28 protein-coding genes and 1 pseudogene are annotated in these 25,960 nt (G+C 72.3%); 13 read left to right on the top strand and 16 right to left on the bottom strand.

Annotated elements, in window-relative coordinates:
- The first annotated feature begins 6 nt into the window (after nucleotides 1–6).
- The gene (locus ACFY60_RS02050; protein ID WP_388607552.1) at nucleotides 7–1,539 is read left to right on the top strand and encodes a glycoside hydrolase family 3 protein; all 1,533 of its coding nucleotides are present in this window, start codon (nucleotides 7–9) and stop codon (nucleotides 1,537–1,539) included.
- Nucleotides 1,540–1,622: 83 nt separating this feature from the next.
- Here ACFY60_RS02050 and nagB read toward each other — a convergent pair whose 3' ends face one another.
- Nucleotides 1,623–2,408 (bottom strand): glucosamine-6-phosphate deaminase, encoded by a 786-nt coding sequence (nagB, locus tag ACFY60_RS02045; protein WP_388607555.1) that lies wholly within the window; start codon nucleotides 2,406–2,408, stop codon nucleotides 1,623–1,625.
- A 224-nt stretch (nucleotides 2,409–2,632) separates the two neighbouring features.
- Nucleotides 2,633–3,466: an SDR family oxidoreductase gene (locus ACFY60_RS02040; RefSeq protein WP_388607556.1), complete on the bottom strand. Its 834-nt coding sequence runs from the start codon at nucleotides 3,464–3,466 to the stop codon at nucleotides 2,633–2,635.
- Between the two features lie 81 nt (nucleotides 3,467–3,547).
- Between ACFY60_RS02040 and ACFY60_RS02035 the strand changes: the two are divergent.
- Nucleotides 3,548–4,135 (top strand): annotated as a pseudogene (locus ACFY60_RS02035) (TetR/AcrR family transcriptional regulator); the annotation flags it as partial.
- A gap of 420 nt (nucleotides 4,136–4,555) precedes the next feature.
- Entirely contained in the window at nucleotides 4,556–6,022 is a 1,467-nt protein-coding gene (locus ACFY60_RS02030; protein WP_309050072.1) for a PAS domain-containing sensor histidine kinase, read from the top strand.
- A gap of 174 nt (nucleotides 6,023–6,196) precedes the next feature.
- Here the strand turns inward: ACFY60_RS02030 and ACFY60_RS02025 are convergent, their stop codons facing one another.
- The gene (locus ACFY60_RS02025; RefSeq protein ID WP_003953983.1) at nucleotides 6,197–6,454 is read right to left on the bottom strand and encodes a WhiB family transcriptional regulator; all 258 of its coding nucleotides are present in this window, start codon (nucleotides 6,452–6,454) and stop codon (nucleotides 6,197–6,199) included.
- 318 nt (nucleotides 6,455–6,772) lie between these two features.
- Nucleotides 6,773–7,741 carry a diacylglycerol kinase family protein gene (locus ACFY60_RS02020; protein ID WP_345287672.1) on the bottom strand — a complete coding sequence of 323 codons (969 nt, stop codon included), beginning with the start codon at nucleotides 7,739–7,741 and terminating at the stop codon, nucleotides 6,773–6,775.
- Nucleotides 7,742–7,888: 147 nt separating this feature from the next.
- Between ACFY60_RS02020 and ACFY60_RS02015 the strand changes: the two genes are divergently transcribed.
- On the top strand, nucleotides 7,889–8,323 hold the full coding sequence (locus ACFY60_RS02015; protein ID WP_388607559.1) for a hypothetical protein: 435 nt from the start codon (nucleotides 7,889–7,891) through the stop codon (nucleotides 8,321–8,323).
- Between the two features lie 3 nt (nucleotides 8,324–8,326).
- On the opposite strand, the gene ACFY60_RS02010 is transcribed toward ACFY60_RS02015, so the two are convergent.
- The 3 genes from ACFY60_RS02010 to ACFY60_RS02000 form a co-directional block, all read right to left on the bottom strand.
- Complete coding sequence (locus tag ACFY60_RS02010; RefSeq protein ID WP_388607562.1) at nucleotides 8,327–9,274, bottom strand: RNA polymerase sigma factor SigF; 948 nt, start codon at nucleotides 9,272–9,274, stop codon at nucleotides 8,327–8,329.
- 80 nt (nucleotides 9,275–9,354) lie between these two features.
- Complete coding sequence (locus tag ACFY60_RS02005; protein WP_019889334.1) at nucleotides 9,355–9,768, bottom strand: anti-sigma regulatory factor; 414 nt, start codon at nucleotides 9,766–9,768, stop codon at nucleotides 9,355–9,357.
- 336 nt (nucleotides 9,769–10,104) lie between these two features.
- Nucleotides 10,105–10,365, bottom strand: coding sequence for a UBP-type zinc finger domain-containing protein (locus ACFY60_RS02000; protein ID WP_388607564.1), 261 nt, complete (start codon nucleotides 10,363–10,365; stop codon nucleotides 10,105–10,107).
- A 39-nt stretch (nucleotides 10,366–10,404) separates the two neighbouring features.
- On the opposite strand from ACFY60_RS02000, the gene ACFY60_RS01995 reads away from it, so the two are divergent.
- Nucleotides 10,405–12,000, top strand: a complete 1,596-nt coding sequence (locus ACFY60_RS01995; protein ID WP_388607566.1) for a Na+/H+ antiporter — start codon at nucleotides 10,405–10,407, stop codon at nucleotides 11,998–12,000.
- Here the strand turns inward: ACFY60_RS01995 and ACFY60_RS01990 are convergent.
- Both ACFY60_RS01990 and ACFY60_RS01985 read right to left on the bottom strand, forming a co-directional pair.
- Complete coding sequence (locus ACFY60_RS01990) at nucleotides 11,979–12,905, bottom strand: 1-aminocyclopropane-1-carboxylate deaminase/D-cysteine desulfhydrase (protein ID WP_388607568.1); 927 nt, start codon at nucleotides 12,903–12,905, stop codon at nucleotides 11,979–11,981. The two genes, ACFY60_RS01995 and ACFY60_RS01990, sit on opposite strands and share 22 nt — an antisense overlap.
- Nucleotides 12,906–13,046: 141 nt before the next feature.
- A complete protein-coding gene (locus tag ACFY60_RS01985) occupies nucleotides 13,047–13,637 on the bottom strand; it encodes an N-acetylmuramoyl-L-alanine amidase (RefSeq protein ID WP_388607570.1) in 591 nt (196 codons plus the stop codon).
- A 282-nt stretch (nucleotides 13,638–13,919) separates the two neighbouring features.
- Between ACFY60_RS01985 and ACFY60_RS01980 the strand changes: the two genes are divergently transcribed.
- Both ACFY60_RS01980 and ACFY60_RS01975 read left to right on the top strand, forming a co-directional pair.
- Nucleotides 13,920–15,335, top strand: a complete 1,416-nt coding sequence (locus ACFY60_RS01980) for a family 2B encapsulin nanocompartment shell protein (protein WP_388607572.1) — start codon at nucleotides 13,920–13,922, stop codon at nucleotides 15,333–15,335.
- Between the two features lie 143 nt (nucleotides 15,336–15,478).
- Nucleotides 15,479–16,528: a family 2 encapsulin nanocompartment cargo protein polyprenyl transferase gene (locus ACFY60_RS01975; RefSeq protein WP_388607574.1), complete on the top strand. Its 1,050-nt coding sequence runs from the start codon at nucleotides 15,479–15,481 to the stop codon at nucleotides 16,526–16,528.
- Between the two features lie 28 nt (nucleotides 16,529–16,556).
- Here the strand turns inward: ACFY60_RS01975 and ACFY60_RS01970 are convergent, their stop codons facing one another.
- Nucleotides 16,557–17,132 (bottom strand): TetR/AcrR family transcriptional regulator, encoded by a 576-nt coding sequence (locus ACFY60_RS01970; RefSeq protein ID WP_388607575.1) that lies wholly within the window; start codon nucleotides 17,130–17,132, stop codon nucleotides 16,557–16,559.
- A 125-nt stretch (nucleotides 17,133–17,257) separates the two neighbouring features.
- Here ACFY60_RS01970 and ACFY60_RS01965 point away from each other — a divergent pair, with 125 nt between their 5' ends.
- From ACFY60_RS01965 to ACFY60_RS01955, 3 genes are all read left to right on the top strand, one after another.
- Nucleotides 17,258–17,845: a dihydrofolate reductase family protein gene (locus tag ACFY60_RS01965; RefSeq protein ID WP_388607577.1), complete on the top strand. Its 588-nt coding sequence runs from the start codon at nucleotides 17,258–17,260 to the stop codon at nucleotides 17,843–17,845.
- 39 nt (nucleotides 17,846–17,884) lie between these two features.
- Complete coding sequence (locus ACFY60_RS01960; RefSeq protein ID WP_388607580.1) at nucleotides 17,885–18,118, top strand: hypothetical protein; 234 nt, start codon at nucleotides 17,885–17,887, stop codon at nucleotides 18,116–18,118.
- A 127-nt stretch (nucleotides 18,119–18,245) separates the two neighbouring features.
- The gene (locus tag ACFY60_RS01955) at nucleotides 18,246–18,665 is read left to right on the top strand and encodes a DUF6304 family protein (protein WP_388607581.1); all 420 of its coding nucleotides are present in this window, start codon (nucleotides 18,246–18,248) and stop codon (nucleotides 18,663–18,665) included.
- A gap of 40 nt (nucleotides 18,666–18,705) precedes the next feature.
- On the opposite strand, the gene snpA is transcribed toward ACFY60_RS01955, so the two are convergent.
- Nucleotides 18,706–19,362 (bottom strand): snapalysin, encoded by a 657-nt coding sequence (gene snpA, locus ACFY60_RS01950; RefSeq protein WP_388607583.1) that lies wholly within the window; start codon nucleotides 19,360–19,362, stop codon nucleotides 18,706–18,708.
- 178 nt (nucleotides 19,363–19,540) lie between these two features.
- On the opposite strand from snpA, the gene ACFY60_RS01945 reads away from it, so the two are divergent.
- A complete protein-coding gene (locus tag ACFY60_RS01945; RefSeq protein ID WP_388607586.1) occupies nucleotides 19,541–20,494 on the top strand; it encodes a LysR family transcriptional regulator in 954 nt (317 codons plus the stop codon).
- Nucleotides 20,495–20,526: 32 nt separating this feature from the next.
- On the opposite strand, the gene ACFY60_RS01940 is transcribed toward ACFY60_RS01945, so the two are convergent.
- Nucleotides 20,527–21,657: a hypothetical protein gene (locus ACFY60_RS01940; protein ID WP_388607588.1), complete on the bottom strand. Its 1,131-nt coding sequence runs from the start codon at nucleotides 21,655–21,657 to the stop codon at nucleotides 20,527–20,529.
- 158 nt (nucleotides 21,658–21,815) lie between these two features.
- Complete coding sequence (sodN, locus tag ACFY60_RS01935; protein WP_030207400.1) at nucleotides 21,816–22,211, bottom strand: superoxide dismutase, Ni; 396 nt, start codon at nucleotides 22,209–22,211, stop codon at nucleotides 21,816–21,818.
- A gap of 150 nt (nucleotides 22,212–22,361) precedes the next feature.
- Between sodN and sodX the strand changes: the two genes are divergently transcribed.
- Complete coding sequence (gene sodX, locus ACFY60_RS01930; protein WP_388607591.1) at nucleotides 22,362–22,781, top strand: nickel-type superoxide dismutase maturation protease; 420 nt, start codon at nucleotides 22,362–22,364, stop codon at nucleotides 22,779–22,781.
- Here the strand turns inward: sodX and ACFY60_RS01925 are convergent.
- Nucleotides 22,700–23,314 (bottom strand): CGNR zinc finger domain-containing protein, encoded by a 615-nt coding sequence (locus ACFY60_RS01925; protein ID WP_388607594.1) that lies wholly within the window; start codon nucleotides 23,312–23,314, stop codon nucleotides 22,700–22,702. The genes sodX and ACFY60_RS01925 overlap by 82 nt on opposite strands.
- A 96-nt stretch (nucleotides 23,315–23,410) precedes the next feature.
- On the opposite strand from ACFY60_RS01925, the gene ACFY60_RS01920 reads away from it, so the two are divergent.
- Complete coding sequence (locus ACFY60_RS01920; RefSeq protein WP_388607596.1) at nucleotides 23,411–24,160, top strand: class I SAM-dependent methyltransferase; 750 nt, start codon at nucleotides 23,411–23,413, stop codon at nucleotides 24,158–24,160.
- A gap of 94 nt (nucleotides 24,161–24,254) precedes the next feature.
- On the opposite strand, the gene ACFY60_RS01915 is transcribed toward ACFY60_RS01920, so the two are convergent.
- Together ACFY60_RS01915 and ACFY60_RS01910 are read right to left on the bottom strand one after the other, a co-directional pair.
- Nucleotides 24,255–25,016 (bottom strand): amino acid ABC transporter ATP-binding protein, encoded by a 762-nt coding sequence (locus ACFY60_RS01915; RefSeq protein ID WP_309051233.1) that lies wholly within the window; start codon nucleotides 25,014–25,016, stop codon nucleotides 24,255–24,257.
- Entirely contained in the window at nucleotides 25,013–25,957 is a 945-nt protein-coding gene (locus tag ACFY60_RS01910; RefSeq protein WP_388607599.1) for an amino acid ABC transporter permease, read from the bottom strand. Before ACFY60_RS01910 ends, ACFY60_RS01915 begins: the two co-directional genes overlap by 4 nt.
- Nucleotides 25,958–25,960: the final 3 nt, after the last annotated feature.

Genomic DNA, 25,960 nt, shown 5'->3' with positions numbered 1-25,960 from the left:
CGCCCCATGACCACTCTCGTAACCGGCACCGACACGCTGACGCGGGACGCCCTCACGGTGCTCCAGCCGGGCTTCGTCGGCACCACCGCCCCCGACTGGATCCTCCGCCGCATCGGCGAGGGCCTCTCCTCCGTCGGCCTCTTCGGACGGAACATCGTCGACCCCGAACAGCTCGCCGCGCTCACCGCGCGCCTGCGGGCCGAACGGGACGACGTCCTCGTCGCCATCGACGAGGAGGGCGGCGACGTCACCCGCCTGGAGGTCAACCAGGGGTCCTCCTTCCCCGGGAACTACGCCCTCGGCAGCGTCGACGACGTCGAGCTGACCCGGGCCGTCGCCCGTGAACTCGGCCGCCGGCTCGCCGCCTGCGGTGTCGACCTCAACTGGGCCCCCTCGGCGGACGTGAACTCCAACGCCGCCAACCCGGTCATCGGCGTCCGCTCCTTCGGCGCCGACCCCGACCTGGTCGCCCGCCACACCGTGGCCTACGTCGACGGCCTCCAGGGCGTCGGTGTCGCCGCCTGCACCAAGCACTTCCCCGGGCACGGCGACACGAACGTGGACTCGCACCACGCCCTGCCCCGGATCGATGTGGACCTCACCACACTGCACGCCCGTGAGCTGGTACCTTTCCGCGCCGCCATCGCCGCCGGTACCAAAGCGGTCATGAGCGCGCATATCCTGCTCTCCGCGCTCGACCCCGAGCGGCCGGCCACCCTGAGCCCGCAGATCCTCACCGGTCTGCTCCGCCAGGAACTGGGCTTCGAGGGGCTCATTGTCACCGACGGCATGGAGATGCGGGCCGTCGCGGCGACGTACGGCATCGAGCGCGGCTCCGTCCTCGCGATCGCCGCGGGCGCCGACGCCATCTGCGTCGGCGGCGGGCTGGCCGACGAGGACACCGTACTGCGGTTGCGGGACGCCCTCGTCGACGCCGTACGGACCGGTGAACTGCCCGAGGAGCGGCTGGCGGACGCCGCGGCGCGCGTGCGCGCCCTGGCGTCCTGGACCCAGGCGCACCGGGCCAGGGGGGCCGCATCGGTGCCGGGCGCGGCGTCACAGGAGGGGACCGCGCCCGGCGCCGACATCGGACTCGTCGCCGCCCGCCGGGCCCTGACGGTGACCCGGGGGGAGCGGCCGTACACGCCGATGACCGGCGCTCCCTACGTGGCCGCCTTCACCCCCGTCGCCAACTTCGCCGTGGGCGACGAGACCCCGTGGGGCATCGCCGCCGAGCTGGAGCGCCTGCTGCCCGGCACGGAGACCGGCTCGTACGCCGACGGCTCGGTCGACGCGGTGCTCACGGCCGCGGGGGAGCGGCGGATCGTCGCGGTCGTACGGGACGCCCACCGCCACCCGTGGATGACGGCGGCCCTCGACTCCCTGCTCGCCGCCCGCCCCGACACCGTGGTGGTCGAGATGGGCCTCGATGAGGCGGAGCCCCGGGGAGCCCTGCACATCGCCACCCACGGCGCGGCCCGGGTCTGCGGCCGCGCCGCCGCCGAGGCCCTGGTGGGCACGCCTCCTGACCGCTCCTGACCTCCGCCCGCCTGTACGGCACGGGGCCCGGCACCTGAACCAGGTGCCGGGCCCCTTCGCCGTTCGCGGAGGGTCCGGGTGGATCAGATGCCCTGCCAGGAGGGCTTGTTCGCGTAGGTGTGACGGAAGTAGTCGGCCAGCTTCAGCTTGGACGCGGCGGCCTCGTCCACCACCACGGTGGCGTGCGGGTGCAGCTGGAGCGCGGAGGCCGGTACGAGCGCGGCGACCGGGCCCTCGACGGTCTGCGCGACCGCCTCGGCCTTGCCCTCCCCGGTGGCGAGGAGCACCAGGTGACGGGCCTCCAGGATGGTGCCGATGCCCTGGGTGATGACGTGGTGCGGCACCTGCTCGATGTCGTTGTCGAAGAAGCGGGCGTTGTCCACGCGGGTCTGCTCGGTGAGCGTCTTGATGCGGGTGCGGGAGGCGAGCGACGAGCACGGCTCGTTGAAGCCGATGTGGCCGTCGGTGCCGATGCCCAGGATCTGGAGGTCCACGCCGCCGGCCTCGGCCAGCGCCCTGTCGTACGCCTCGCAGGCGGCCTGGACGTCCTCGGCCGATCCGTCCGGGCCCATGAAGGCGTCCTGGGAGAGCCCGAGCGGCTCGACGACCTGCCGCAGCACCGTGGAGCGGTAGGACTCCGGGTGCCCGGCGGGGAGGCCGACGTACTCGTCCAGCTGGGCGATGCGGGCGCGCGAGGCGTCCACGGAGCCGGCCCGCACCCGGGCGATCAGGGCGTCGTAGATGGGGATCGGGGTCGAGCCCGTGGCCACGCCGAGCAGCGCGTCGGGCTTGCGGCGCAGGAGGTCGGCGATGCCGTCCGCGATGAGCTCGCCGCCTGCCTCGGCGTCCTTGACGATGACAACTTCCACGCTGTGCCTGCCGATCTGGTGAGGGGCTGCTGGGACCGTGGTATAGACCAATCTGGGTCCAAATCTAGCAGAGGAGGGCGCCTCCCCTCATGCCGTTCCGCACCCCGGACGAGCACCCTCTCCATCCTCGGCCGCCCCCGTCCCACCAGCCACTCGGAGCGCCGGTGCCCCGCCCGCGCCCCCGCGTCCCCCGGCCCCGCCCCCCGCGCGGGGCCGGAGCCGGGTCAGGCCAGCGAACCTCCCGTCGCGTCGATCCAGTGGCCCGTGATCCAGCGCGCGTCGTCGGAGGCCAGGAAGGCCACCACGTCGGCTATGTCCGCCGGGGTCCCGACCTCTCCGAGGGCGGCCATCGCCGCCGCCCCGGCCCAGGCCTGCTCGTCCCCGCGCAGCCAGTGCGCGTTGATGTCCGTGTCCACGATGCCCGGCGCCACCGCGTTGACCGTGATCCGCCGCGGCCCGAGGACCTTCGACAGATAGCGGGTGAAGGTGTCGAGCGCGCTCTTGGACATCGCGTACGCGATCAGGTCCGGCATCATCGCCGCCCGGCTCAGTCCCGTCGACACATTGACGATCCGGCCGCCGTCCCGCAGCCGCTCCGCGCCCAGCTGTGCCAGGAAGAACGGCGCCTTCGTGTTGACCGCGAAGATCCGGTCGTACTCCTCCTCGCCGATCGAGGCGAAGGGCTGCGAGGCGGCGATCCCGGCGTTGTTCACCAGGATGTCGAGGCCCCGCTCCTCGCCCACCGCCTCGTCGAAGGCGTGCCACAGCGCCGCCGCGTCCCCCGGCACGCCGAGCTCCTGCCCGAGCGCGAAGGCCGTGCCGCCGGCGGCCTCGATCGCCGCCACCGTCTCCTTGGCCGCCGTCTCGTCCCGCCCGTAGTGCACCACCACCCGGGCGCCGTCGCGGCCGAGCCGCTCGGCGATCCCGCGTCCGATGCCCCGGCTCCCGCCGGTGACGAGCGCCGTCCTCCCGCTCAGCCTCCCCGTGCGACCCTCCGCCGGATCTCCGGCCGGGCGCCCGTCCCGCTGCCCCGTCGACTGCTCCGCGCGCACGCTCATGGCGCCGCCCCCTCAATTTCGTAGTGGTCGCTATGGAAAGACCGTACCCCACTTTTCTAGCGCGCGCTATAGAATTCATCCATGGCGACGAGACAGCGCGGCAGACCCCGCTCCTTCGACCGGCTCACGGCCCTGGAACAGGCGACGATGGCCTTCTGGGAGCACGGGTACGAGACGACGTCCGTCTCCGACCTCACCCGGGTCATGGGCATCAGCGCCCCCAGCCTCTACGCGGCCTTCGGTGACAAGAGGACCCTCTTCGAGGAGGTCGTCGAGACCTATGCCGTCTCCTACGGCGCCTACGGAGGCCGCGCCCTCGCCGAGGAGGAGACGGCCCGGGCCGGGATCGGGCGCCTGCTGGCGGAGGCGGCGGAGCTGTTCACCGAGCCCGGCCACCCCCGTGGCTGCCTGATGATCTCCGCGGCGGTCAACTGCTCGACCCCCGAGGTCGAGGAGTCCCTGCGCGCCCGGCGCAACGCCAACCTGGCCTCGTTCGAGGCGCGGATACGGCGGGACGTCGAGCGCGGCGCCCTGCCCCCCGACACCGACGCCGCCGCTCTCGCGCGGCTCAGCGGAGCCGTCCTCCAGGGCATGTCCCAGCAGGCCCGCGACGGGGCGGAGAAGGGGGAGCTGGCGGCCGTCGCCCGGCTGGCGATGCGGGCCTGGCCCGCGGAGACGGACCCGGCGGGCGGAGAGGCGGAGGTCACAGGCCGCGCGTCCACCGGTCCGCCGATCCAGGGCGCGCCGGCCCCGGAAACACCCGCGGGCCGCGGCGCCTGACGGGACCCTCAACCCGTCCGGCACCGCAGCCCGGAGTTTGCCCGGCCGGGGGTGTGCGGTCCCTCGGCCGTGTGGGAGGCCTCGGCGCAGTCAGGGCAGAGAGCGCCGGGTACCTCGTTCCATCCTCCTGTGCGGGGAGGACGGAAGAACTGATCCTCGCATGACCGTGCACTCATTGTGGACTAGACCATTCTTCGCTGTCCATCCACAGGGCTACCGCGCGGTACCGGCCCATCCTCCACCACCACGGCCCGGAGATCCAGGTTCACCGCCCGTTAATTCCACGGGTACGCTCGCACCGTGCCCTCCATGAACGACCTCGTGCGCCAGCACACCGCCCTGAGCGACTCGGATCTCGAGTGGCTCCACCTGCTGGTGTCGGAGTGGCAGCTGCTCTCCGACCTCTCCTTCGCCGACCTCGTCCTGTGGGTCCCCACCCTGGACGGCACGCGGTACGTCTCCGTCGCGCAGATGCGGCCGAACACCGGCCCGACCTCCTATCAGGACGACATGGTCGGCCACCTGGTCCCGCGCGGCCGCCGCCCCCTTCTCGACGCCGCCCTGGACGAGGGCCGGATCGTGCGCGAGGGCGACCCGGAGTGGCGCGAGGAGGTCCCGGTCCGGGTCGAGTCCATCCCCGTACGCCGCGACGGCCGGGTGCTCGGTGTGATCGCCCGCAACACGAATCTGCTCACCGTCCGCACCCCCTCGCGGCTGGAGCTCACCTATCTCCAGTCGGCCTCCGACCTGGCCCAGATGATCGCGGCCGGCGCCTTCCCCTTCCCCGGCGAGCAGGTCGACATGGATTCCTCGCCGCGCGCCGGCGACGGACTCGTCCGCCTGGACGCCGAGGGTTTCGTCCAGTACGCCTCGCCCAACGCCCTCTCCGCCTACCACCGGCTCGGTCTCGCCGCCGACCTCGTCGGCCAGCACCTCGGCCAGATCACCGCCGAACTCGCCCCCTCCCGGGGGCCGGTGGACGAAGCCCTGGTCAAGTTGGCCTCCGGCTACGCGCCGCGCGAGTTCGAGGTCGAGGGCAACGGCGGAGTGATCCAGCTGCGGGCGATCCCGCTCAAGCCCAAGGGGACGCGCATCGGTTCCCTGGTCCTCCTGCGCGACGTGACCGAACTGCGCCGCCGCGAGCGTGAGTTGATCACCAAGGACGCCACCATCCGGGAGATCCACCACCGGGTGAAGAACAACCTCCAGACCGTGGCCGCCCTGTTGCGCCTCCAGGCCCGCCGGATGGATTCCGACCGGGGCCGCGAAGCCCTCAACGAGGCCGTGCGGCGCGTGGGTTCGATCGCCATCGTCCACGAGACGCTGTCGCAGAACCTGGACGAGCGCGTGGAGTTCGACGAGATCGCCGACCGGGTGATCGCCATGGTGGCCGAGATCTCCCCGGGCAAGGTCAGCTGCCGGCGCAACGGCCGCTTCGGCATCCTCGACGCCGAGGTCGCCACCCCGCTCTCCATGGTGCTGACCGAAGTGCTGCAGAACGCCCTCGAACACGCCTTCGCCCCGGGGGAGCAGGGCACCGTCGAGGTCACCGCCGTCCGCGGCGAATCCCGCGCCGACGCCCGGCTGCTCATCACCGTGCGGGACGACGGCCGCGGTCTGCCCGAGGGGTTCGACCCGCAGCGGGCCGGGAACCTCGGCCTGCAGATCGTCCGTACGCTCGTGGAAGGGGAGTTGGGCGGGACGTTCGACATGCTCCCCGGCGCCGAGCGCGGCACGAAGGTCGTCCTCGACATCCCCGTGCAGCCGCAGAAGTGAACCGGCCCCCGCCGGCGCGAGACGGCGGCGGGGCACGACAGCAGCGAGCCCCGGACCGAAGGGAATCGGTTCGGGGCTCGAATGCTGTGGGGTACTGCTGCGCGCTGCGGCTCGGGGGGCGGTGATTGCGTACGCTGTGTACGCGCCGCGTGCCTCAGGCTTTCGCTGGTGGACTCAGGCGCTGGCGTTGCGCGCCCGGTTGCGAGCGGCGCGGCGCTTCATCGCGCGGCGCTCGTCCTCGCTGAGGCCACCCCAGACGCCGGAGTCCTGGCCGGACTCGAGCGCCCACTGCAGGCACTGCTCCATGACGGGGCAGCGGCGGCAGACGGCCTTGGCTTCCTCGATCTGCAGCAGCGCAGGACCGGTGTTGCCGATGGGGAAGAACAGCTCGGGGTCTTCCTCACGACAAACGGCGTTGTGACGCCAGTCCATGGCTGCTACCTCTCTTGGTATGACGTGCAAGGGTGCTTGTGAATGTGAACGCTTTCACGAATCCCCCCGCAAGGGAAGGGCCGACAGCCAGGTGAACCGGCGTGGTCCTTGGATTGAGGAGGGGTTCTGGCTCTCAGTGGAGGCCGGTCTTGCGGGCCGTCCCGATCGCCAAGAAGAGACTCGCAAACCTCGGCACCGGATACAACCCCTTCCGGAAAGTTTTTTTTGATTCCTCGGTGTCGGCTAGGTCACAGCCGTACTTCTAAGGGGTGGATGCCAGGCTAAACGTTCGAGTGAAAGGACTTTGGGCCCTTCTACTCACACAATCACACGCAGTGCACGGCGTACGCCTGTGAACTTCACGCTCGTGCGCAGTCCGAGGTGGTCTCCGTCCATCTGCAGCGGGAGGGGCACCTTCGAATGCAAGGTGAAGTCGGTCAGATCGTGCAGGGGGACCGCGTGCTTGCCCCGGGGCCCCCGCTCGGGCGTCGAGGTGAGCAACTGGGTGGCGTAGCGGGCCACCGCGGGTGTCGACAGACGCCGCAGGCCGAGCACGTCCAGCGCCGTGTCGAAGGACGCCTCCGGGGACGCGTACACCGGGCGATTGCCCAGGTAGGTCCAGGGGGAGGTGTTGCAGATTATGGAGAGGACCAGGTCCTCGACCGGCTCCGCGCCGGGGCGCTCCAGCGTGATCGTGCCGTGCCGGCGGTTCGGTTCCCCGAGGAACTGGCGCACCACCTGGCGCAGGTACAACGCGTGCGTGGATCTCTTCCCGCGTTCCCTCTGCTGTTCGACCCGCCCGATCACGCTCGCGTCGAAACCGAGCCCGGCGCAGAAGGTGAACCAGCGCGCCGGAACCGCTTCGTCCTCCGTGCCCGGCGCACCCGAGGCAAGCCCGAGGCTCACCGTCCGTGTCCGCCGCTCACGCAACGCGTCGAGCAGGGCGCCGGTCGCCTCCACCGCGTCGTTCGGCAGCCCCAGCGCGCGGGCGAAGACATTGGTCGAGCCGCCGGGGACGACCGCGAGGCCGGGCAGCCGCTCCGGATCGGGCCCGTCGTGCAGCAACCCGTTGACGACCTCGTTCACCGTGCCGTCACCGCCGAGGGACACGACGAGGTCGACGTTCCCGGACTCGGCGGCCCGCCGGCCGAGGTCCCGCGCGTGCCCGCGGTACTCGGTGGTGACCGCCTCCAGCTTCATCTCGCTCGCCAGGGCGTGGATCAGCACGTCACGGGTGCGGGCACTGGTGGTGGTGGCTGCCGGGTTGACCACGAGAAGTGCGCGCATGAGCGCCAGCGTACCTACCCGGCGGTACCGTTCCCAGCCCCGGCCCGGCCCGCGCCCGGTCCCGGCGGTCACGTCCCTGCCCGGATCCGGGCCCGCCGCTCCCTATCCGGGCCGACCCGCGCGCGGCGCCCCGGATACCCTTCCTCCATGAGCAGTACGGAGCTGAGCAGTACGGAGCAGAGCCCCCGCCCCGCCCGCCTCACCGCCGCGGCGGCCGTCACCGGCGTCGAGGCCCTGGGGCTCCTCGCCGGAGGCGTGGCCGTGCTGGTGAGCTCCCTCACGGGCAAATCCGGCGACCTCACCGGGGCGCTGACGGGCGCGGTGACGCTCGTCGTCCTCGGCCTGATCCCGCTGGCCGCCGCCCGGGGCCTGTGGCGGCGCCGCTCCTGGAGCCGCGGCCCGGCCGTCATCACGCACGTCCTGGCCCTGCCGGTCGCCTGGCAGATGCTCCAGGCGAACAGCGCGATGATCCCGGCCGGGATCGTCCTGGCCGTCCTCGCCGTCACCGGACTCGTCCTGCTGGTGAACCCGGCGACGACCGAGGCGCTCGGCATCCGGCGCCCCGGCCAGGACATCCCGTAACCGCTACTCCTCCACGAGCAGCTTCTCCCGCAGCTGCGCCAGGGTCCTGGCGAGCAGCCGGGAGACGTGCATCTGCGAGATGCCGACCTCCTGCGCGATCTGCGACTGGGTCATGTTCCCGAAGAACCGCAGCAGCAGGATCCGCTTCTCCCGGGGCGGCAGGTCCTCCAGGAGCGGCTTGAGCGACTCCCGGTACTCGACCCCCTCCAGGGCCTCGTCCTCCGCGCCGAGCGTGTCCGCCACCGCCGGCGACTCGTCGTCCGTGTCGGGGACGTCCAGGGAGAGCGTCGAGTAGGCGTTCGCCGACTCCAGGCCCTCCAGCACCTCCTCCTCGGAGATGCCGAGGCGCTCGGCCAGCTCGTGCACGGTCGGCGAGCGGCCGTGCTGCTGCGACAGCTCCGCCGTCGCCGTCGTCAGCGACAGCCGCAGCTCCTGGAGCCGGCGCGGGACCCGGACCGCCCAGCCCTTGTCACGGAAGTGGCGCTTGATCTCACCGACCACCGTCGGCGTCGCGTACGTCGAGAACTCGACGCCCCGCTCCGGGTCGAACCGGTCCACCGACTTGATCAGGCCGATCGTCGCCACCTGGGTCAGGTCGTCCAGCGGCTCCCCCCGGTTGCGGAAACGCCGGGCCAGGTGCTCCACCAGCGGCAGGTGCATCCGCACCAGCCGGTTCCGCAGCTCCGCCTTCTCCGGCGAGCCCTCCGGCAGCGAGCGCAGCTCCACGAAGAGAGCGCGGGCGCCGCTCCTGTCGTGCGGGTCCGGCGGCGGCACGGCGGGCGCACCGCAGTTCTCCGCCGCGTCCACGGCCCCGTCACCGTCCGTCGCCGTGGTCCCCGCCACCGGAACCCGGGCCGCCGCCGGGTCCCCGGCCGGCGTCCCGGAGGCAGCGGCCGTCCCCGAGACGCCCGGTGCCCCGGGAATCTCGTGCTGCTGCTCGTGCTCGCTCATCTGGACCGCCTGCTGCTCCGTAGCGACCTCATGCGGCCGGGCCTGCTGCTCAGGGATGCCGGCCGTCGCGTCCCCGCTCCTCACGCCGGGCCTGGCCCCGCGCCGCGCTGTTTGTACAGGCTGATCGAGACCGTGCGGTCGTCCGCCACGGACGACTCCACCTTCCCGGCCAGCGCCGACAGCACCGTCCAGGCGAAGGTGTCCCGCTCGGGCGCCCGCCCGTCCGTGGTCGGGGCGGAGACGGTCACGTCGAGCGAGTCGTCCACGAGCCGGAACACACAGCTGAGGACGGATCCCGGCACGGCCTGCTGGAGCAGGATGGCGCAGGCCTCGTCGACCGCGATCCGCAAGTCCTCGATCTCGTCGAGGGTGAAGTCCAAGCGTGCCGCGAGGCCGGCCGTGGCCGTTCGCAGCACGGACAGGTAGGCACCCGCAGCGGGCAGCCGGACTTCCACGAAGTCCTGGGTCCCGGGCTCGCCTGCGATCTGGGACACCCTCACCTCCAAGGTGGCACAAGCTCAATCGGGGCCCGGGGGAAGAAGCCCCCGAACCGGGCGGTACGCAGGGGGCTGCGCAGTCCGCCGTGACGCTATCGCGATCCATCCTGCCGTGTCGCCGCGAGCCCCCGGCCCCCCGGACCCCGGTCCCTCACCCATGGTAGGACCCTGGGTACGGACAGTGGCCAGAGGTGTGCGGGGGGCAAAACCGAGCGCCCGGCGGAGGGGTGACGTACCCAGTCGCCCCGCCCTTGAACCGCCCGGCGGCCGACGCGCGTCGGCCACCGCTCCTCGGACGGCGGCGCTCCGGTCCGTACCCGGCCCCCGCGGCGGTCAGACGATCACACCGTCCACGAAGCACCAGCGCCACGCCTCACCCGGCTCGAAGGTCCGCATCACCGGGTGCCCCGTCGCGTCGAAATGGGCGGTGGCGTGCCGTCCCGCCGAGGAGTCGCAACAGCCCACGTGCCCGCAGCTCAGGCAGAGCCGCAGCTGGACCGGGTGCGTCCCGTCAGCCAGGCACTCCGGGCAGGTGTCGGCCTGCGGCGCCGGTTCGGGGCGCGGCATTTCGGCAAGGTGGGGGCACTCGCTCATGATGGCCAGGTTACGTTGCGGCACGAGACGGGGACGGGCATGGACGCACTGCAGCTGGTGGCACTGGTGGCGGCGAGCGCCGCCGTGGCGGGCCTCGCCCGCCGGACCCCGGTCCCGGCGCCGCTGCTCCTGGTCGCCGCGGGCCTCGTCGCCTCCGCCGTACCCGGGGTCCCCGACTACACGCTCGACCCGCACGTCGTCCTGCCGCTGATCCTTCCGCCGCTCCTCTACACGGCCGCCGTCGACTCCTCGTACCTCGACCTCAAGGCCAACATCCGGCCCGTCGCCCTGCTCTCCGTCGGCTACGTCCTCTTCGCCACGGTCGCCGTCGGCTGGCTCGCGTACGTCCTCGTGCCCGACCTGCCGCTCACCGCCGCCCTCGTGCTCGGCGCGGTCGTCGCCCCGCCGGACGCGGTCGCCGCGACCGCCATCGCCCGCAAGCTCGGCCTGCCGCACCGGATCACCACGATCCTCCAGGGCGAGTCCCTGGTGAACGACGCCACCGCCATCACCGCCTACAAGGTCGCCCTCGCCGCCGCCGTCGGCGAAGCGGTCAGCTGGGCGGGCGGCATCCAGGAGTTCGCGCTCGCCGCCGTCGGCGGAATCGGCGTCGGCCTGGTCCTCATGGTGCCGATCCACTGGCTGCGCTGCCGGGTCCGCGACTCCCTGCTCCAGAACACCCTCTCCCTCCTCATCCCCTTCGTCGCCTACGCGGCCGCCGAGGAGGTCCACGCGTCCGGCGTCCTCGCCGTCGTCGTGGTCGGCCTGTTCCTCGGACACCGCGCCTGGCAGGTCGACTTCGCGACCCGGCTCCAGGAGGAGGCCGTCTGGAAGATGGTCGCCTTCGTCCTGGAGTCCGCCGTCTTCGCCCTCATCGGCCTCCAGCTGCCGTACGTCGTCCAGGGGCTCGGCCGGTACGGCGTCGGCGAGGCGGCCTGGTACGCGGCCGGGGTGTTCGCCGCCGTGGTCGTCGTCCGTTTCGTCTGGGTGTATCCGGCGACCTTCCTGCCCCGCCGGTTCTCGGCGCGCATCCGCGAACGGGAGCCGGGCGTCGACTGGCGGGCCCCGCTCGTCGTCGGCTGGGCCGGCATGCGCGGCGTCGTCTCCCTGGCCATCGCCTTCTCCATCCCCGCCGTCACCGCCGGTGAGGAGTTCCCGGCCCGCAACCTCGTCCTCTTCCTCACCTTCACCACCGTCATCGGCACCCTGGTGGTGCAGGGCCTCACCCTGCCCCCGCTGATCCGTTCCCTGAAGCTCCCCGGCCGCGACCGGCACGCCGAGACCCTGGCCGAGGCCCAGGCGCAGAGCGAGGCCTCCCGCGCCGCCGAGGAACGCCTCGACGCCCTCCTCACCGACGAGCGCAACACGCTGCCGGGCCCGCTCGAACAGCGACTGCGCACCGTTCTGGAGCGGCGCCGCAACGCCGTCTGGGAGCGGCTCGGCGCCGTGAACGAGACCACCGGCGAGACCGCCGACGACACCTACCGGCGCCTCTCAAGGGAGATGATCGACGCCGAGCGCGAGGTCTTCGTGAAGCTGCGCGACGAGCGCCGGATCGACGACGAGATGCTGCGGAACCTGTTGCGCCGCCTCGATCTGGAGGAGGCCGCCGCCTACCGCGAGACGGAGGGCTGAGGAAGGCCGTCCGGCCCACCGGTGACGACCGCCGCGACCCGGGTGCCGGGCGGGAAGGCGCCCTCCTCCGCGAGCGTCAGGACGCCGAAAAGCATTTTGGCGACATAGAGACGCTCGATGGCGAGTTCATGCCGCGCCTCGAAGTCCTGTGCGAAGGCCTCCAGGGCGGGGTCGGTACGGGCGTATCCGCCGCCGTGGAAGCGCTCGTCGAGCGTCCAGTCACCGCGCGGACCGCCGAACGCCGCCTCCTGCAGCGCCCTGACCTCCGCGCCGAGGAAGCCGCCCTTGAGGACGGGGACGCCGAGGGCCCGCTGCCCCGGCGCGAGCCCGGCGGCGAGGCCGGCGAGAGTGCCTCCGGTGCCGACGGCGACGGCCACCACGTCCGCGGTCCCGGCGAGTTCGCGGCCGAGCTCCCGGCAGCCCTCGACGGCGAGGACGTTGCTGCCGCCCTCCGGGACGACGTACGTGTCCTCGGGCGCCCGGACCCGGGCCAGCAGCGCGGCCAGCGTCCGCGGGTCGCCCTTGGCGCGGTAGGTGGCCCGGTCGGTGAACTCCAGGCGCATCCCGTCCGCCGCGCACCGAGCCAGCGACGGGTTGAGCGGCCGCCCGGCGAGTTCGTCGCCGCGGACGATCCCGAGGGTGGGGAAGCCGAGCAGCCGGCCGGCGGCCGCGGTCGCCCGCAGATGGTTGGAGTAGGCGCCGCCGAAGGTGAGCACGGGGCGGCCCGCGGCGGCGCGGAGATTGGGCGCGAGCTTGCGCCACTTGTTGCCGGGCAGGTCCGGGTGGATGAGGTCCTCCCGCTTGAGCAGCAGCGTCAGCCCCCGCCGGGTGAAGCGCTCGTCCGCCACCGGCACCAGGGGGGAGGGGAGCCGGGGCCCCAGCGGGGACGGGTCGAACGCGTTCACCCGGCCATTGTGGCGGGCGGGCCGGCGGTACGGCGGGCCGGGGCCAGGCCTCGGCAAGGGCGGCCCGGCGCTCGCCCGGGGCGGTCCGGAGGATCCCGTCGGCGCGCCGGCACGCCCTGGCCCCGCCGGGCGCCGCGCGCCTCACCGCAGCCGGTCGGCGATCCGCTCCCGCAGGGATCCCATGGTGAAGCCGCGCGGGTCCACCTTTCCGGGCTGCCACTCCAGGTGGCCGATGACCGAGCGCTGCGTCCAGCCGTGAACGCGGCACACGGCGGCCGCGGCCCGGGCGATGGCGTCGAGCTGGACCTTGGGCCACGGGTCCTCGCCGTCGCCGAGGTTCTCGCACTCGAAGCCGTAGAAGTGCCGGTTGCCGTCCGTCGTCGCCTCGTTGTCCGGCGGCAGGCCGCGCTCGGCGATGACGGCGCGGAGGACCTCGTCGTCCCCGAGTCCGGCGTGGTTGGCACGGCCGTATCCGACGAGGTGGACCGTGCCGTCCTTGGCGATCACGCCGTGGCAGAGCGGTCCCGGCAGGCCGGAGTGCCCGTCGCGGCAGATCCGGACGGTGGCCGCGGTGCCCCGGGTGACGGTGTGGTGGATCATCACGCCGTGGACCGGACCCCAGGGGCCCTTGTGGTTGCGGTTGTGGGTGGACCAGTCGCCGACCTCGACGACCGAGAGGCCTTCGTCGCGCAGCGCTTCGAGGAATCTTCTCGCCGACATGGGCTTGGCCATGACCGACTCCCTTCGGAAGGGGTGCACCTCCGGAGCGCGGACCGCGGCCGGAGTCCCTGGCTCCGGAGTACCGGAGGCACCGGCTCCGCGCTAGGCGTTCGAGCGCCGTGCGAGCCGTTCCGGACATCCGGCCGGGAAACCTCAGGGGCTCCGCTGTTCGGGGGTGAAAAGCGTGACATGCCCCGAAGATCACCGAACAGTCCCACCCGATCGTGTAATGGCGCGCCTACTCTCCGTACTGAAAGGCTTCTCTCGTAACTCAGTCATACGAGAGGGAGTTCCATGTCCGTTGGTTCGGTTGGCGACGAGGTCCGCGCGGAGCGGCAGGCCCCGCAGCAGAGTCTCGGTACCGCCGCCGCGCGGAACCTCGCCACGACCACCAAGTCGGCCCCGCAGATGCAGGAGATCAGCTCCCGGTGGCTGCTCCGGATGCTGCCGTGGGTCGAGGTGCAGGGCGGTACGTACCGGGTGAACCGCAGGCTCAGCTACTCCGTGGGCGACGGCCGGGTCACCTTCGTACAGACCGGTGGGAGCGTCGCCGTGATCCCGGCGGAACTCGGCGAACTCCCCGCCCTGCGCGGTTACGAGGACGTGGACGCCCTCACGGAGCTGGCGTCCCGCTGCCGGCAGCGGGAGTACGCGGCGGGCGAGATCATCGCCGTCGCCGGCGAGCCCACCGACCGCGTCCACCTCCTCGCGCACGGCCGCATCGAGCAGGTCGGCGAGGGGCCGTACGGGGACGAGACGGTCCTCGGCGTCCTCGCCGACGGCGCCTACTTCGGTGACTCCTCCCTCGTCCGGGAGGGCGTCACCTGGGAGTGGACCGCCCGCGCGGCCACCGCCTGCACCGTCCTGGAGCTCACCCGTGACGACGTGCGGAACCTCGCGGACCGGGCGGAGTCGCTCGCGGCCCACCTGGCCGCCGCGGCCGCCCGGCCCGCGCACCGCACGAACAAGTACGGCGAGGCCGCCATCGACGTCTCCGCCGGCCACGTCGGCGAGGCGGTCGTCCCGCACACCTACGTCGACTACGAGGCCTCGCCCCGCGAGTACGAGCTGAGCGTCGCCCAGACCGTCCTGAAGGTCCACAGCCGCGTCGCCGACCTGTACAACAAGCCGATGAACCAGACCGAGCAGCAGCTGCGGCTGACGGTCGAGGCGCTCCGCGAGCGCCAGGAGCACGAGCTCGTCAACAACAAGGAGTTCGGCCTCCTCGCCAACTGCGACTACGGGCAGCGGATCCAGCCGCACGACGGCGTCCCCAGCCCCGACGACATGGACGAGCTGCTCACCCGCCGCCGCGGCTCCAAGCTGTTCCTCGCACACCCGCGGGCCATCGCCGCCTTCGGCCGCGAGCTCAACAGGCGCGGTCTGGTGCCCGAGACCATGGACGTCAACGGCAACCGCATCCCGACCTGGCGCGGAGTCCCGATCTTCCCGTGCAACAAGATCCCGATCTCGGACGCCCGCACCACCTCGATCATCTGCATGCGTACCGGTGAGGCCGACCAGGGCGTGATCGGTCTGCACCAGACCGGGCTGCCCGACGAGATCGAGCCCAGCCTCTCCGTCCGCTTCATGGGCATCGACGAGCAGGCGATCATCTCCTACCTGGTCACCGCCTACTACTCGGCCGCGGTCCTCGTCCCGGACGCCCTCGGTGTCCTGGAGAACGTCGAGGTCAGCCGCTGGCACTGAGCGGGTGACGCCGGGGGCGGGAACCGATCCCTCCCGCCCCCGGCGTCAGCCGTCCCGGCCGCCGCGCCCCGCTCCGGGCCGCCCCGGAGGCGGCTCCGCCACCGCCGCCGTACCCCGCGCTCCATGTGCTGAAGGAAGACAACGTGACCGTGACCAGCGCGGATGCCGTCACCGATGGCCAGGGGGCCGTACTCCTCCTCGACCAGACGCGCGCCGCCGTCCACCCCGAACTCCGCTCGACCGTCGAGTCCCTGCCCGGCTCCATACGGCGGGTGGCCATGTACCACTTCGGCTGGGAGCAGGCCGACGGGACGCCGGCCGCCGGTCAGGCCGGCAAGGCCATCCGGCCCGCCCTCGTGCTCGCGGCCGCCCGGGCGCTCGGTGCGGACCCCGCCCACGCCGTCAAGGCCGCCGCGGCCGTCGAACTCGCCCACAACTTCACCCTGCTCCACGACGACATCGTCGACGAGGACCACACGCGCCGGCACCGCCCCACCGCCTGGACGGTCTTCGGCGTCCCGGACGCCCTCATGGCCGGTGACGCGATGAGCGCCCTCGCCCTCCGGCTGCTCGCCGAGGACCCGCACCCCGCTTCCGGGGCGGCCGCCGCGCGGCTCGCCGCCTGTGTCATCGAACTCTGCGCGGGCCAGCAGGCGGACTGCTCCTTCGAGCGGCGCGGCCCCGGCGAGGTCTCCCTCGACGAATGCCTCGCCATGGCCACCGCGAAGACCGGTGCCCTGCTCGGCTGCGCCTGCGCCCTCGGGGCGCTCTACGCCGGTGCGGGCGAGGAGGAGGTCGCGGCACTGGACGCCTTCGGCCGGGAGGCCGGGCTCGCCTTCCAGCTGATCGACGACCTCATCGGCATCTGGGGCGACCCGGACCGGACCGGCAAGCCCGCCGGCGCGGACCTCGCCGCCCGCAAGAAGTCCCTGCCCGTGGTCGCCGCGCTCACCTCCGGCACCCCCGCCGGTGAGGAGCTGGCCGCGCTCTACTCCCGTACGACCCTCGACGCGGCCGCGGTACGGGCGGCGGCGGACGCCGTGGAACGTGCCGGGGGCCGCGACTGGGCGCAGGCGCGGGCGGCCGACTCCATGGGCCGCGCGGTCGAGCACCTGGCGCGCGCGGTGCCCGACCTGGACGCGGCGGGTGACCTCCTCGCCCTCGCGGAGTTCGTCACGCGCCGCACGCGCTGACCGCCGTGGCGGGACCGCGCGTCCGGGGTCAGGAGGCGGGGACGATCCGGGTGACCACCGTCTCGATGAGCTCGTCCAGGTCCCGCTCGCCGTGCAGGCCGGGCACGGTGAAGTGGTCGAACAGCAGCCCCGTCAGAGCGAAGTAGAGCAGTCGGACGGTGTCCGCGTCCCCGGGCATGCCGGAGTCGAGGTGCAGCCGGATGTTCAGGTCCAGATCGGACCGGAGCACCTCGGTGAACCGCGTCCGGAGCTCCGGGCGCCGCGCCGCCTCCAGACGCAGTTCGAAGAGGCCGAGGTAGCAGCTGCGTTCGGCGGCCATGCGGCGGGCGAGCCAGCGCATCAGGTCCACGACCAGCTCCCGGCTCGGGGCCGGCAGCAGGGCCGTGTCGATGGCCCCGGGCTCGGGCGTCAGCCGTACGAAGATGCGGTCCGCGACCTGGGAGAGCATCTGGTCCCGGTCGGTGAAGTAGTTGGACGAGGTGCCCGTGGGCACACCGGCCCGGGCGTCGACCGCCCGGAAGGTGAGCCCCCGGGCACCTTCGTCCGCCAGCACCTCGATCGCCGCGTCCAGCAGTGCCGTGCGGCGCTCCGGGTTCCTCGCCATGCCGCGCTCCTTCCAGGTCTTCCGGGTGCCTCAGGGAAAAGGCCTTGCGCAACCACTACAGATGAAGCACTATAAGCGTCGTGGTTGCGGACGCGGCCATGTTCCCACAGAAACTGAGGACCGGTTTGCGCAAGCTCACCTACTTCGTCGCCTGCTCCATCGACGGCTTCATCGGTGACCCCGAGGGCGACGCCAGCTCCGCGTACGGCTATGTCATGGGCGAGTACCTGGAGTACATGAAGGCCGAGTATCCGGAGACGGTCGCCGCCCCCGGCTGGCCCGTCCTGGGCATCGAGCCCGGCACCCCCAGTCGGCGCTTCGACACCGTGATCCAGGGGCTGAACTCGTACAAGGTCGGCCTGGACGTCGGCATCACCAGCCCCTACAGCCACCTGCGGGAATACGTCGCCACCCGCTCGCTCACCGAGTCGCCCGACCCCAATGTCGAGCTCATCGCCGACGACCTCGTGGGCCGCGTGCGGGAGCTCAAGGCGGAGGAGGGCGGCCTGGACATCTGGCTCTGCGGCGGCTCCACACTCGCGGGCGCGCTGATCGACGAGGTCGACGAGCTGGTCATCAAGACGTACCCCCAGGTCTACGGCGCCGGCATGCCGATGTTCGGCACGGACTTCGCCGTCCGGGAGTTCACGCTGGGTCCGGTGCGGACCTTCGACAACGGTGTGGTCGTCCGGACGTACACCCGGAAGCGGTGACGAGGGGCGGCCTCACGCCGGGCGGCCTACCCTGGATCCATGGGTGACGAGGTGCCTCGTACGCTGCGGGACCCGCGCGCCGAGCCGGTCTGTCCGGCCTGCGGCGGCCCCCTCGACATGGTGGCCACCCGGCACAAGGTCCTCGGGGCGTGGGTGCCGGAGTGGAAGGTCCAGCCCTGCCGCGCGGCCGGCTGCGGAGGCGGAGCGGCACAGGGCGCGCCCGGCTCCGGGCGCGGGGCGCGTGACGCCCGGAGTGCCCCGGGGGCGGAGTGAAGGGCGCGGACGGGGCGCGGAAGCCGCTACCACGTACGTGACCGGCAAGAACGCCAAGAACGGGAGAAGTCCGGCCACCGGGTGACCGGGCGCGCGCAGGAGCCGGTCATACCGCTACAGTCCGCGCATGTCATCGGAGTCGACAGAAGTGTGGACCGGTTGGTACCGGGACCGCAGCGGCGCGGAAGCGATCGTCATCACGGCCGACGGGCGGCGCGTGGCCACCCGGATCAGGGGGGTCGAGTACGCCGGCGAGAGCTTCGCCGCGCTCGGCGCCGCGCCCGCGGGCGAGCAGCCCCTCACCGGCTGCGTCCTGGAGTGGGACCTGCCGCTCCCCGTCGTCGTGGACGGGGTGGACCAGCAGGCCACGCTCAGTTGCCTGCTGACGCTCGGGGAGCGGGCGGACCTGAGCCTCACGCTCCACTACGGCGGGGCCGCCTTCGAGGCGGTCGTGGCCGGCGGGGACTTCGAGGAGGCGCTCGAACGGGTCCGGCGCCAGCTTCCGGACGGCGCCGCCTTCGGCCGCCGCCTGCTTCAAACCGCCTGACGGTGGCGCCCCCGGAAAGGGGGCGCCACCGGGGCCTCGGTCAGTTCTTGAACGCGGAGGCGAGCCCGTACCGCCACAACTGGTCGACGCGGGAACGCTCCTGGGCGTTCGGCGTCGCGTTCTGGCAGGACGTGCCGGGGCCACCGCCCGACATCAGCTCGCTGCACGGACCGCTGTAGTGGTCCGGCAGGCCGAGGACGTGCCCGGTCTCGTGCGCCGTGACGCGGGTGGAGTTGTAGAGCTGGTTCTGCCGGTAGTCGAGGAAGATGTAGCCGTTGCCGTGCCCGTCGGTGCTCGCGTACGAGCCGCGGGAGTCGTTGCCCTCGTAGTAGCGGAAGTCCGGGTTGCTGCCCTCCACCAGCCGTACGTTCACCACCGAGCTGTTCCATATCTGGGTGGAGCGGGCGATCTGCGTACGGAAGCTGGGGGCGTTGGCGGCGCTGTAGACCACGGTGACGGCGGTCGCGCCCGGGGTGGCGGCGCGCTTCTTCGCCACCGAGGCGACGACGGCGTCGAAGAAGGCCCGGTTCGCCGAGGCCTCCTCGGCGGAGCCGGCGTACGCGGCGCCGAGAGTGGACGTGCTCATGACAGGCATGGGGGTGGGAGCGGCGGTGGCGGGACCGGCGCCGAGGGAGGCGGCGAGGCCGAGACCGAGGACGGTGGCCAGGGCCGAGCTGAGGACCTTGGGGTGTCGCATGGGGGGCTCCTCCGGTAGGGGATAGCAAGTGAGTGTCGGGGACACCGGTGCCGGTGGGGATGATGTCAACCCCCGATAACCCCGTCACATCACCCCTTCCTCAACTGCCCCTCCGCCAGGGGTGCTCGGGGTGCGGCGACGTCTGGTGCGGCCCGGGGCGCCGCCCTACCCTCGGGGCATGGAACTGGAGGTGAGACACCTGCGGGCGCTGTGCGCCATCGCGGACGCGGGCAGCCTGCACAAGGCGGCACGGCAACTCGGCATCAGCCAGCCGTCGTTGACCACTCAGCTGCGCCGGATCGAGAGCTCCCTCGGCGCCCCGCTGTTCTCCCGCGACCGCACCGGCTGTCTGCCCACACCCCTCGGCCGCTCCGTGCTGAACCGCGCCCGCCCCCTGATCGCCGACCTGGCCGCGCTCGTCACCGAGACCCGAGCCGCCGCCTCCCGCGCCGACGGCCCCGCCCTGCGGGTCGGTTCCACCGCCAGCCGCGCGCTCCCCGGCTGGCTGCGCCGGCTGCGCCGCCGGTTTCCCGGGACGGAGGTCGGCCTGCGGGTGGACGTCTCGGCCAACGCCCTGCTGCGGACGGTCGCCGAGGGCCAGCTCGACGTGGCGTTCGTGCACGAGGTCGAGGGCTTCCCCTTACGGGTGCCTCCGGGGCTGCGGGAACGCGTCCTGGTCGCGCGCGAGCCCCAGTTCGTCTCCCTCGCCCTGGACCATCCGGCCGCCGCCCGGCCCGTCGTGGACCTCGCCGACCTCGCCGCCGACCACTGGATGGTCGACCCGACCGTGGACGGCGAGTGGGACGGCCTGCGCCGCGTCCTCGGCGCCGCCGGCATCGACCCGCCCGTCCTGCACGGCGACTACCTCACCGCCGCCTCGCTCGTCGTCCTCGGCGAGGCCGTCGCCCCCTGCCAGCCCACCTCGGGCCCGCGCGAGGACATGGCCATCCGCCCGCTGCGCGGCGACCCCCTGGCCGTCCGCCTGCTCCTGTACGGCCGCCCGGGGACCGCGCTGGACGCCCTGTACGCCGACCTGGCCGACGCCTACCGCGAGGCCGCCCGACAGGCCGCCCCGTACCGTGCCTGGCTCCACGGCCACGGCCTCTCGGAACCCTGTCTGACGGGCTCCTGAGAACCCGTACGACGACGGACGGCGCACCGGGGTCACCCCCGGGGCGGCCAGGGCCCGGCGAGCAGGCGCCGCGCCTCCTCGGCGATCGCCTCCGCCAGGGGTCCCCGGTCGCCGCGCGGGAGCGCCGCCCAGGCGTTGTAGGCGTCGGTCCGGTCGACCAGCGGCCTGAGCGTCCCCGGCCGGCCCAGGGCGCCCCAGCCCTCGTACGTGACCAGGTCACCGCCGGCGCCGGGGTCCAGGCTGCCGTTGACGACCAGCCGGAGCCACCAGCGGACGAGCTCCCAGCGGGCCGCTTCCCAGGGCGGGCCGGCGGAGCCGCCGGGAAGGTCCCGCACCAGGTCCAGCTCGGACAGCACCTGATCGAACAGCGCGTCGGCCCGCTCGTGCTCCGCGCGCGACAGACCGGCGAGGAGGGGGAGGGATTCCGCCTCGACGTCGAGCACCAGCGCGCTGAGGCCCGCTTCGACGAGCTGCTCGGGGCGGGGCCGCCGGCCCACCAGCCGCTCCAGGGCCAGCATCCGGAGGCAGTCGACGGCCGCCGGCGCGCTCGTGGCGTACGGGGCGAACGGCGTGGGCGCGGTGACGTCGATGCCCGGTCCTCCCTCGGTGAAGTACGACCAGAAGTCGACGGTCGCGCGAGCGAGGAGGCCGTTCGACCGGCCGGTGAATTCGTGGTGGAGGTAGTCGGTGAGGTCGCTGCCGTACAGGATGACGTCGGTCTGGTGGACGGACAGGACGGGGTGCCCGTACTCGCCCGCCGTGCCGGGCAGGTAGCGGTGCCCGTAGACCGGAACCAACTGCGGCGCGCTCTCCAGCGCGGTCCTCGCGACGCGCAGCGCCTCGGACCTCTCCGCCGGCCTCGACGGCCATGCGGGATGCCAGAACCCGTTGCGCTCCACGTCGAAGAGCACCCCGTCCACCGGCCACGCCAGCCGCCCGGCCAGGTCCTCGGGGTCGCCGTCGCGCCAGTCGGGCCAGCCGGAGCCCCTGGGCAGCCCGGCGGCGAGGAAGTCCCGGTGGTCCGCCGCGAAGGTGAAGCCGAACCGCGCCTCGACCGCGTCGAGCTCCCGCTCGGTGAGCCCCGGTGCGATCTCCGTGCGGAGCATGCCCTGGAGGGCGCGGGCGGCGTCCGGGGTCAGGGCGGGGGTCGGCGGCGTGTTCACGCCCGTCAGCGTAGTGAGGGGCGGGGCCGCACGATGCATGAGGGCGTCCGGCCACGGGAAGCGCCCGCGGGCGGTCCCGGCGCGAAAGACCGCACCCGGCCCGCGGGACGCCGTGTTCGGCGGCCTGCGGCCCGGGTGCGGACGGGAGGATGCGAAGGTCAGGCCTTCTTGGTCTCCCAGAAGATGCGGTCGATCTCGGCGATGAGCTCCAGCGCCTTCTCGCCCGTCTTCGGGTCGGTCGACGCCTTGGCGGCCGAGAGGGCCTTCAGGGTGTCGTTGACCAGCTGGTTGAGCTCCGGGTACTTCTCGAAGTGCGGGGCCTTGAAGTAGTCGCTCCACAGCACGGAGACGTGGTGCTTCGCGAGCTCCGCGCGCTGCTCCTTGATGACCGTGGCGCGGGCCCGGAAGTGCGGGTCCTCGTTCGCCTGGTACTTCTCCTGGACAGCCTTGACCGACTCGGCCTCGATGCGGGCCTGGGCCGGGTCGTAGACACCGCAGGGGAGGTCGCAGTGGGCGCTGACCTTGACCTTGGGGGCAAACAGGCGGGAGAGCATTGAGCCGTCCTTCCTCGTGATCGTCTTCTCAGGTGGGACATTACTCGGTGAGAAGGGCGTTTTCGCGAGCGCCCCCTGGGGCTTAGGTCAAAAGTCCAGGGTCACGATGGGACTCGTGTACGAGTGAACGAGCGGAGCGAGAGGTGCCGGATGAGGGACACGCCGGGGGAGCGGGCGGCCGAGGGGGCGGCCCCGTTCGGGATCGCCGAGGTCACGGGCGTCTCGATGGTGCCCACGCTGCTCCACGGTGACCAGCTGCTCGTCCGGTACGGGGCGCGGCTGACGCCCGGGTGCGTGGCGGTGCTGCGGCATCCGCTCCAGCAGGACCTGCTCGTCGTGAAGCGGCTGGCCGAGCGGCGTGACGGCGGCTGGTGGGTGCTGGGGGACAACCCGGACGCGGAGGGGGACAGCCGGGTGTTCGGCGCCGTACCGCCCGAGCTGGTGCTCGGGCGGGTGCTGGCGCGGTACCGGCCGGTGACGCCGGGGCGTCAGCGGTCCGTCGGGGTGCTGGCCTCCTGGCTGTTCTCGGCCGTACGGCCGGTGGCCTCCAGGCGCTTGCGGGCCCGGTAGGCGGCCACGTTGGCGCGCGTCGCGCAGCGGTCGGAGCAGTAGCGCCGCGAGCGGTTGGTGGAGGTGTCGAGGTACGCGTTGCGGCAGGGCGGGGCCTGGCAGAGGCCGAGGCGGTCGGCGCCGAACTCGGTGAGGTGGAAGGCCAGGCCCATCGCCGAGATCGCCGCGTAGCCGGCGGTGGCGTTGGAGGCGTGGTCGGCGAGGTGCATGTGCCAGCGCGGGTGCCCCTGCTCGTCGAGGATGTCGTGGCCGGAGATCTGCGGGCTGACCGGGAATTCCAGGAGAAGGGAGTTCAGGAGGTCCACGGCGGTGGTGTGGTCGCCCTCGTCGGCCGCCGTGAAGACGGCGCGCAGGCGTGCCCGTACGGACCGGAAGCGGCTCAGGTCGGCCTCGGTCACGCGGCGGGCCATCTGGGAGGCCGATCCGAAGAGGTCCTTGATCACCTCGACGGAGGTGAGGGAGTCCTTGTTGCGGGTCGGCTCCTCGGTGTTGACCAGACGCACGGCGTAGTCCGAGTAATAGGCCAGTTCCACTTGTAGTCCTTACTCCGGCGGGCTAGGGTCATGGTCATGAGGGGTAACAACTGTCTCCCCTCCGAGGGTATTACGTCGACGGGGAGGACACGGCGAATGACCGACACCGACTGGGCGGCCTGGCAGCAGAGCTGGGACCGGCAGCAGGAGTGGTACATGCCGGACCGCGAGGAGCGGTTCCGCGTCATGCTCGACATGGTCGAGGCGTTCGTGGGGCCGAAGCCCCGGATCCTCGACCTCGCCTGCGGTACGGGAAGTATCACGGACAGGCTCCTCAAGAGGTTCCCGGAGGCGACGAGCACCGGTGTCGATCTCGACCCCGCGCTCCTCACCATCGCCGAGGGGTACTTCGCGGGCGACGAGCGCGTCACCTTCGTGACCGCCGACCTCAAGGACCCCGCGTGGACGGCGCTGCTGCCCCACGACTCGTACGACGCGGTCCTCACCGCCACCGCGTTGCACTGGCTCCACACCGAGCCCCTCACGGCGCTCTACGGACAGCTCGGCGGTCTCGTCCGGGAGGGCGGCGTCTTCATGAACGCCGACCACATGATCGACGAGACCACCCCGCGCATCAACGCCGCCGAGCGCGCCCACCGGCACGCCGCCATGGACCGCGCCAAGGAGGCCGGGGCGCTGGACTGGGCGGACTGGTGGGCGCTCGCCGCCAAGGACCCGGTCCTCGCCGAGCCCACCGCCCGGCGGTACGAGATCTACGGGGAGCACGCCGACGGCGACATGCCCTCCGCCCGCCGGCACGCCGAGATCCTGCGCGCCTCCGGCTTCGGCGAGGCCCGCGCCGTCTGGGCCTCGCCCTCGGACACCATGGTCCTCGCCGTGAAGTGAACCCGCCGGGAGTGACGCGGGAGCCCGGGATCAGGGCCCGGACACGGGAAGGGGCGGTACGGGAGATCCCGTACCGCCCCTTCCCGTACGCGCCCTACAGCACCTTCGACAGGAACGCCTTCGTCCGGTCGTGCTGCGGCTTGGTCAGGACGTCCCGCGGGTGGCCGGACTCGACCACCACGCCGCCGTCCATGAAGACCAGCGAGTCGCCCACCTCGCGGGCGAAGCCCATCTCGTGCGTGACGACGACCATCGTCATGCCCGACTCGGCCAGGTCCCGCATGACGTCGAGGACGTCACCCACGAGCTCCGGGTCGAGCGCCGAGGTCGGCTCGTCGAACAGCATCAGCTTCGGCTCCATCGCCAGCGCGCGGGCGATGGCCACGCGCTGCTGCTGGCCGCCGGAGAGCTGCGAGGGGTAGTTGCCCGCCTTGTCGCCGAGGCCCACGCGGTCGAGCAGGCGCTCGGCGCGCTCGCGCGCCACCGCCTTGGTCTCGCCCTTCACCTGGATCGGCGCCTCCATGACGTTGGCCAGGGCCGTCATGTGGGGGAAGAGGTTGAAGCGCTGGAAGACCATGCCGATGTCGCGGCGCTGGAGCGCGACCTCGCTGTCCTTGAGCTCGTAGAGCTTGTCGCCCTTCTGGCGGTAGCCGACCAGCTCGCCGTCGACGTACAGCCGGCCGGCGTTGATCTTCTCCAGGTGGTTGATGCAGCGCAGGAAGGTGGACTTGCCGGAACCGGACGGTCCGATCAGGCAGAACACCTCGCCGTTCTGCACCTCCAGGTCGATGCCGCGGAGGATGTGCGCGGCGCCGTAGGACTTGTGGACGCCCTCGGCCTTCACCATGGGGGTCATGCGGTACCTCCGGAGCGCGTCGTCGGCGCGAAGCGCAGATTGGCCTTGATCTTCTGCCATGGCGTGGGCGGCAGCGAGCGCAGCGAGCCCTTCGCGTAGTGCCGCTCCAGGTAGAACTGCCCGATGCTGAAGACGGTGGTGAGGATCAGGTACCAGATCGAGGCGACGAAGAACATCTCCATCACGGCGAACGACACCGAGGCGATGTCCTGTGCGGCCCGCAGGAGGTCCGGGTACTGGACCGCGACCACGAGGGACGAGGTCTTGAGCATGTTGATGAACTCGTTGCCCGTCGGCGGGATGATCACCCGCATCGACTGGGGCAGCACGATCCGGCGCATCGTCCTGCTCTGGGACATGCCCAGGGCGTGCGCGGCCTCCGTCTGGCCCTCGTCGACCGACTGGATGCCGGCCCGGACGATCTCCGCCATGTACGCGCCCTCGTTGAGGCCGAGGCCCAGGAGGGCGGCCAGGAAGGGGGTCATGACGTCGGTCATCTCGTCCTTGTAGAACCCGATGTTGAGGATCGGGAAGATCAGGGCGAGGTTGAACCAGATCAGCAGCTGGACGTAGACCGGGGTGCCCCGGAAGACCCAGATGTAGAGCCAGGCGATGGTGCTGGTCACCGGGTTCTTCGACAGCCGCATGACGGCGAAGAGGATGCCCAGGACCAGGCCGAGCACCATGGACGCGACGCTGATCTGGATGGTGTTCCAGAGGCCGGTGAGGATGGTCGGGTCGAACAGCTTCTCGGGCACGGTCGCCCAGCGGACGTTGCCCTGCGAGAAGGCGAACCCGAGGAGCGCGAGGAGGGCGATGACCACTATCGCGGCGACCCAGCGCCCGATGTGGCGGACCGGGATGGCCTTGATGGCCTCCGGCGGGGTTCCCGCAGGGGCGGGCGACGCCCCGGCGGGAACCTTGGCGAGCTTGTCAGTCACGGT

This window comes from Streptomyces sp. NPDC012827 (genome assembly GCF_042900905.1).
Classification (GTDB): domain Bacteria; phylum Actinomycetota; class Actinomycetes; order Streptomycetales; family Streptomycetaceae; genus Streptomyces; species Streptomyces gulbargensis.
This window is presented reverse-complemented; position numbering and strand designations above follow the sequence as displayed.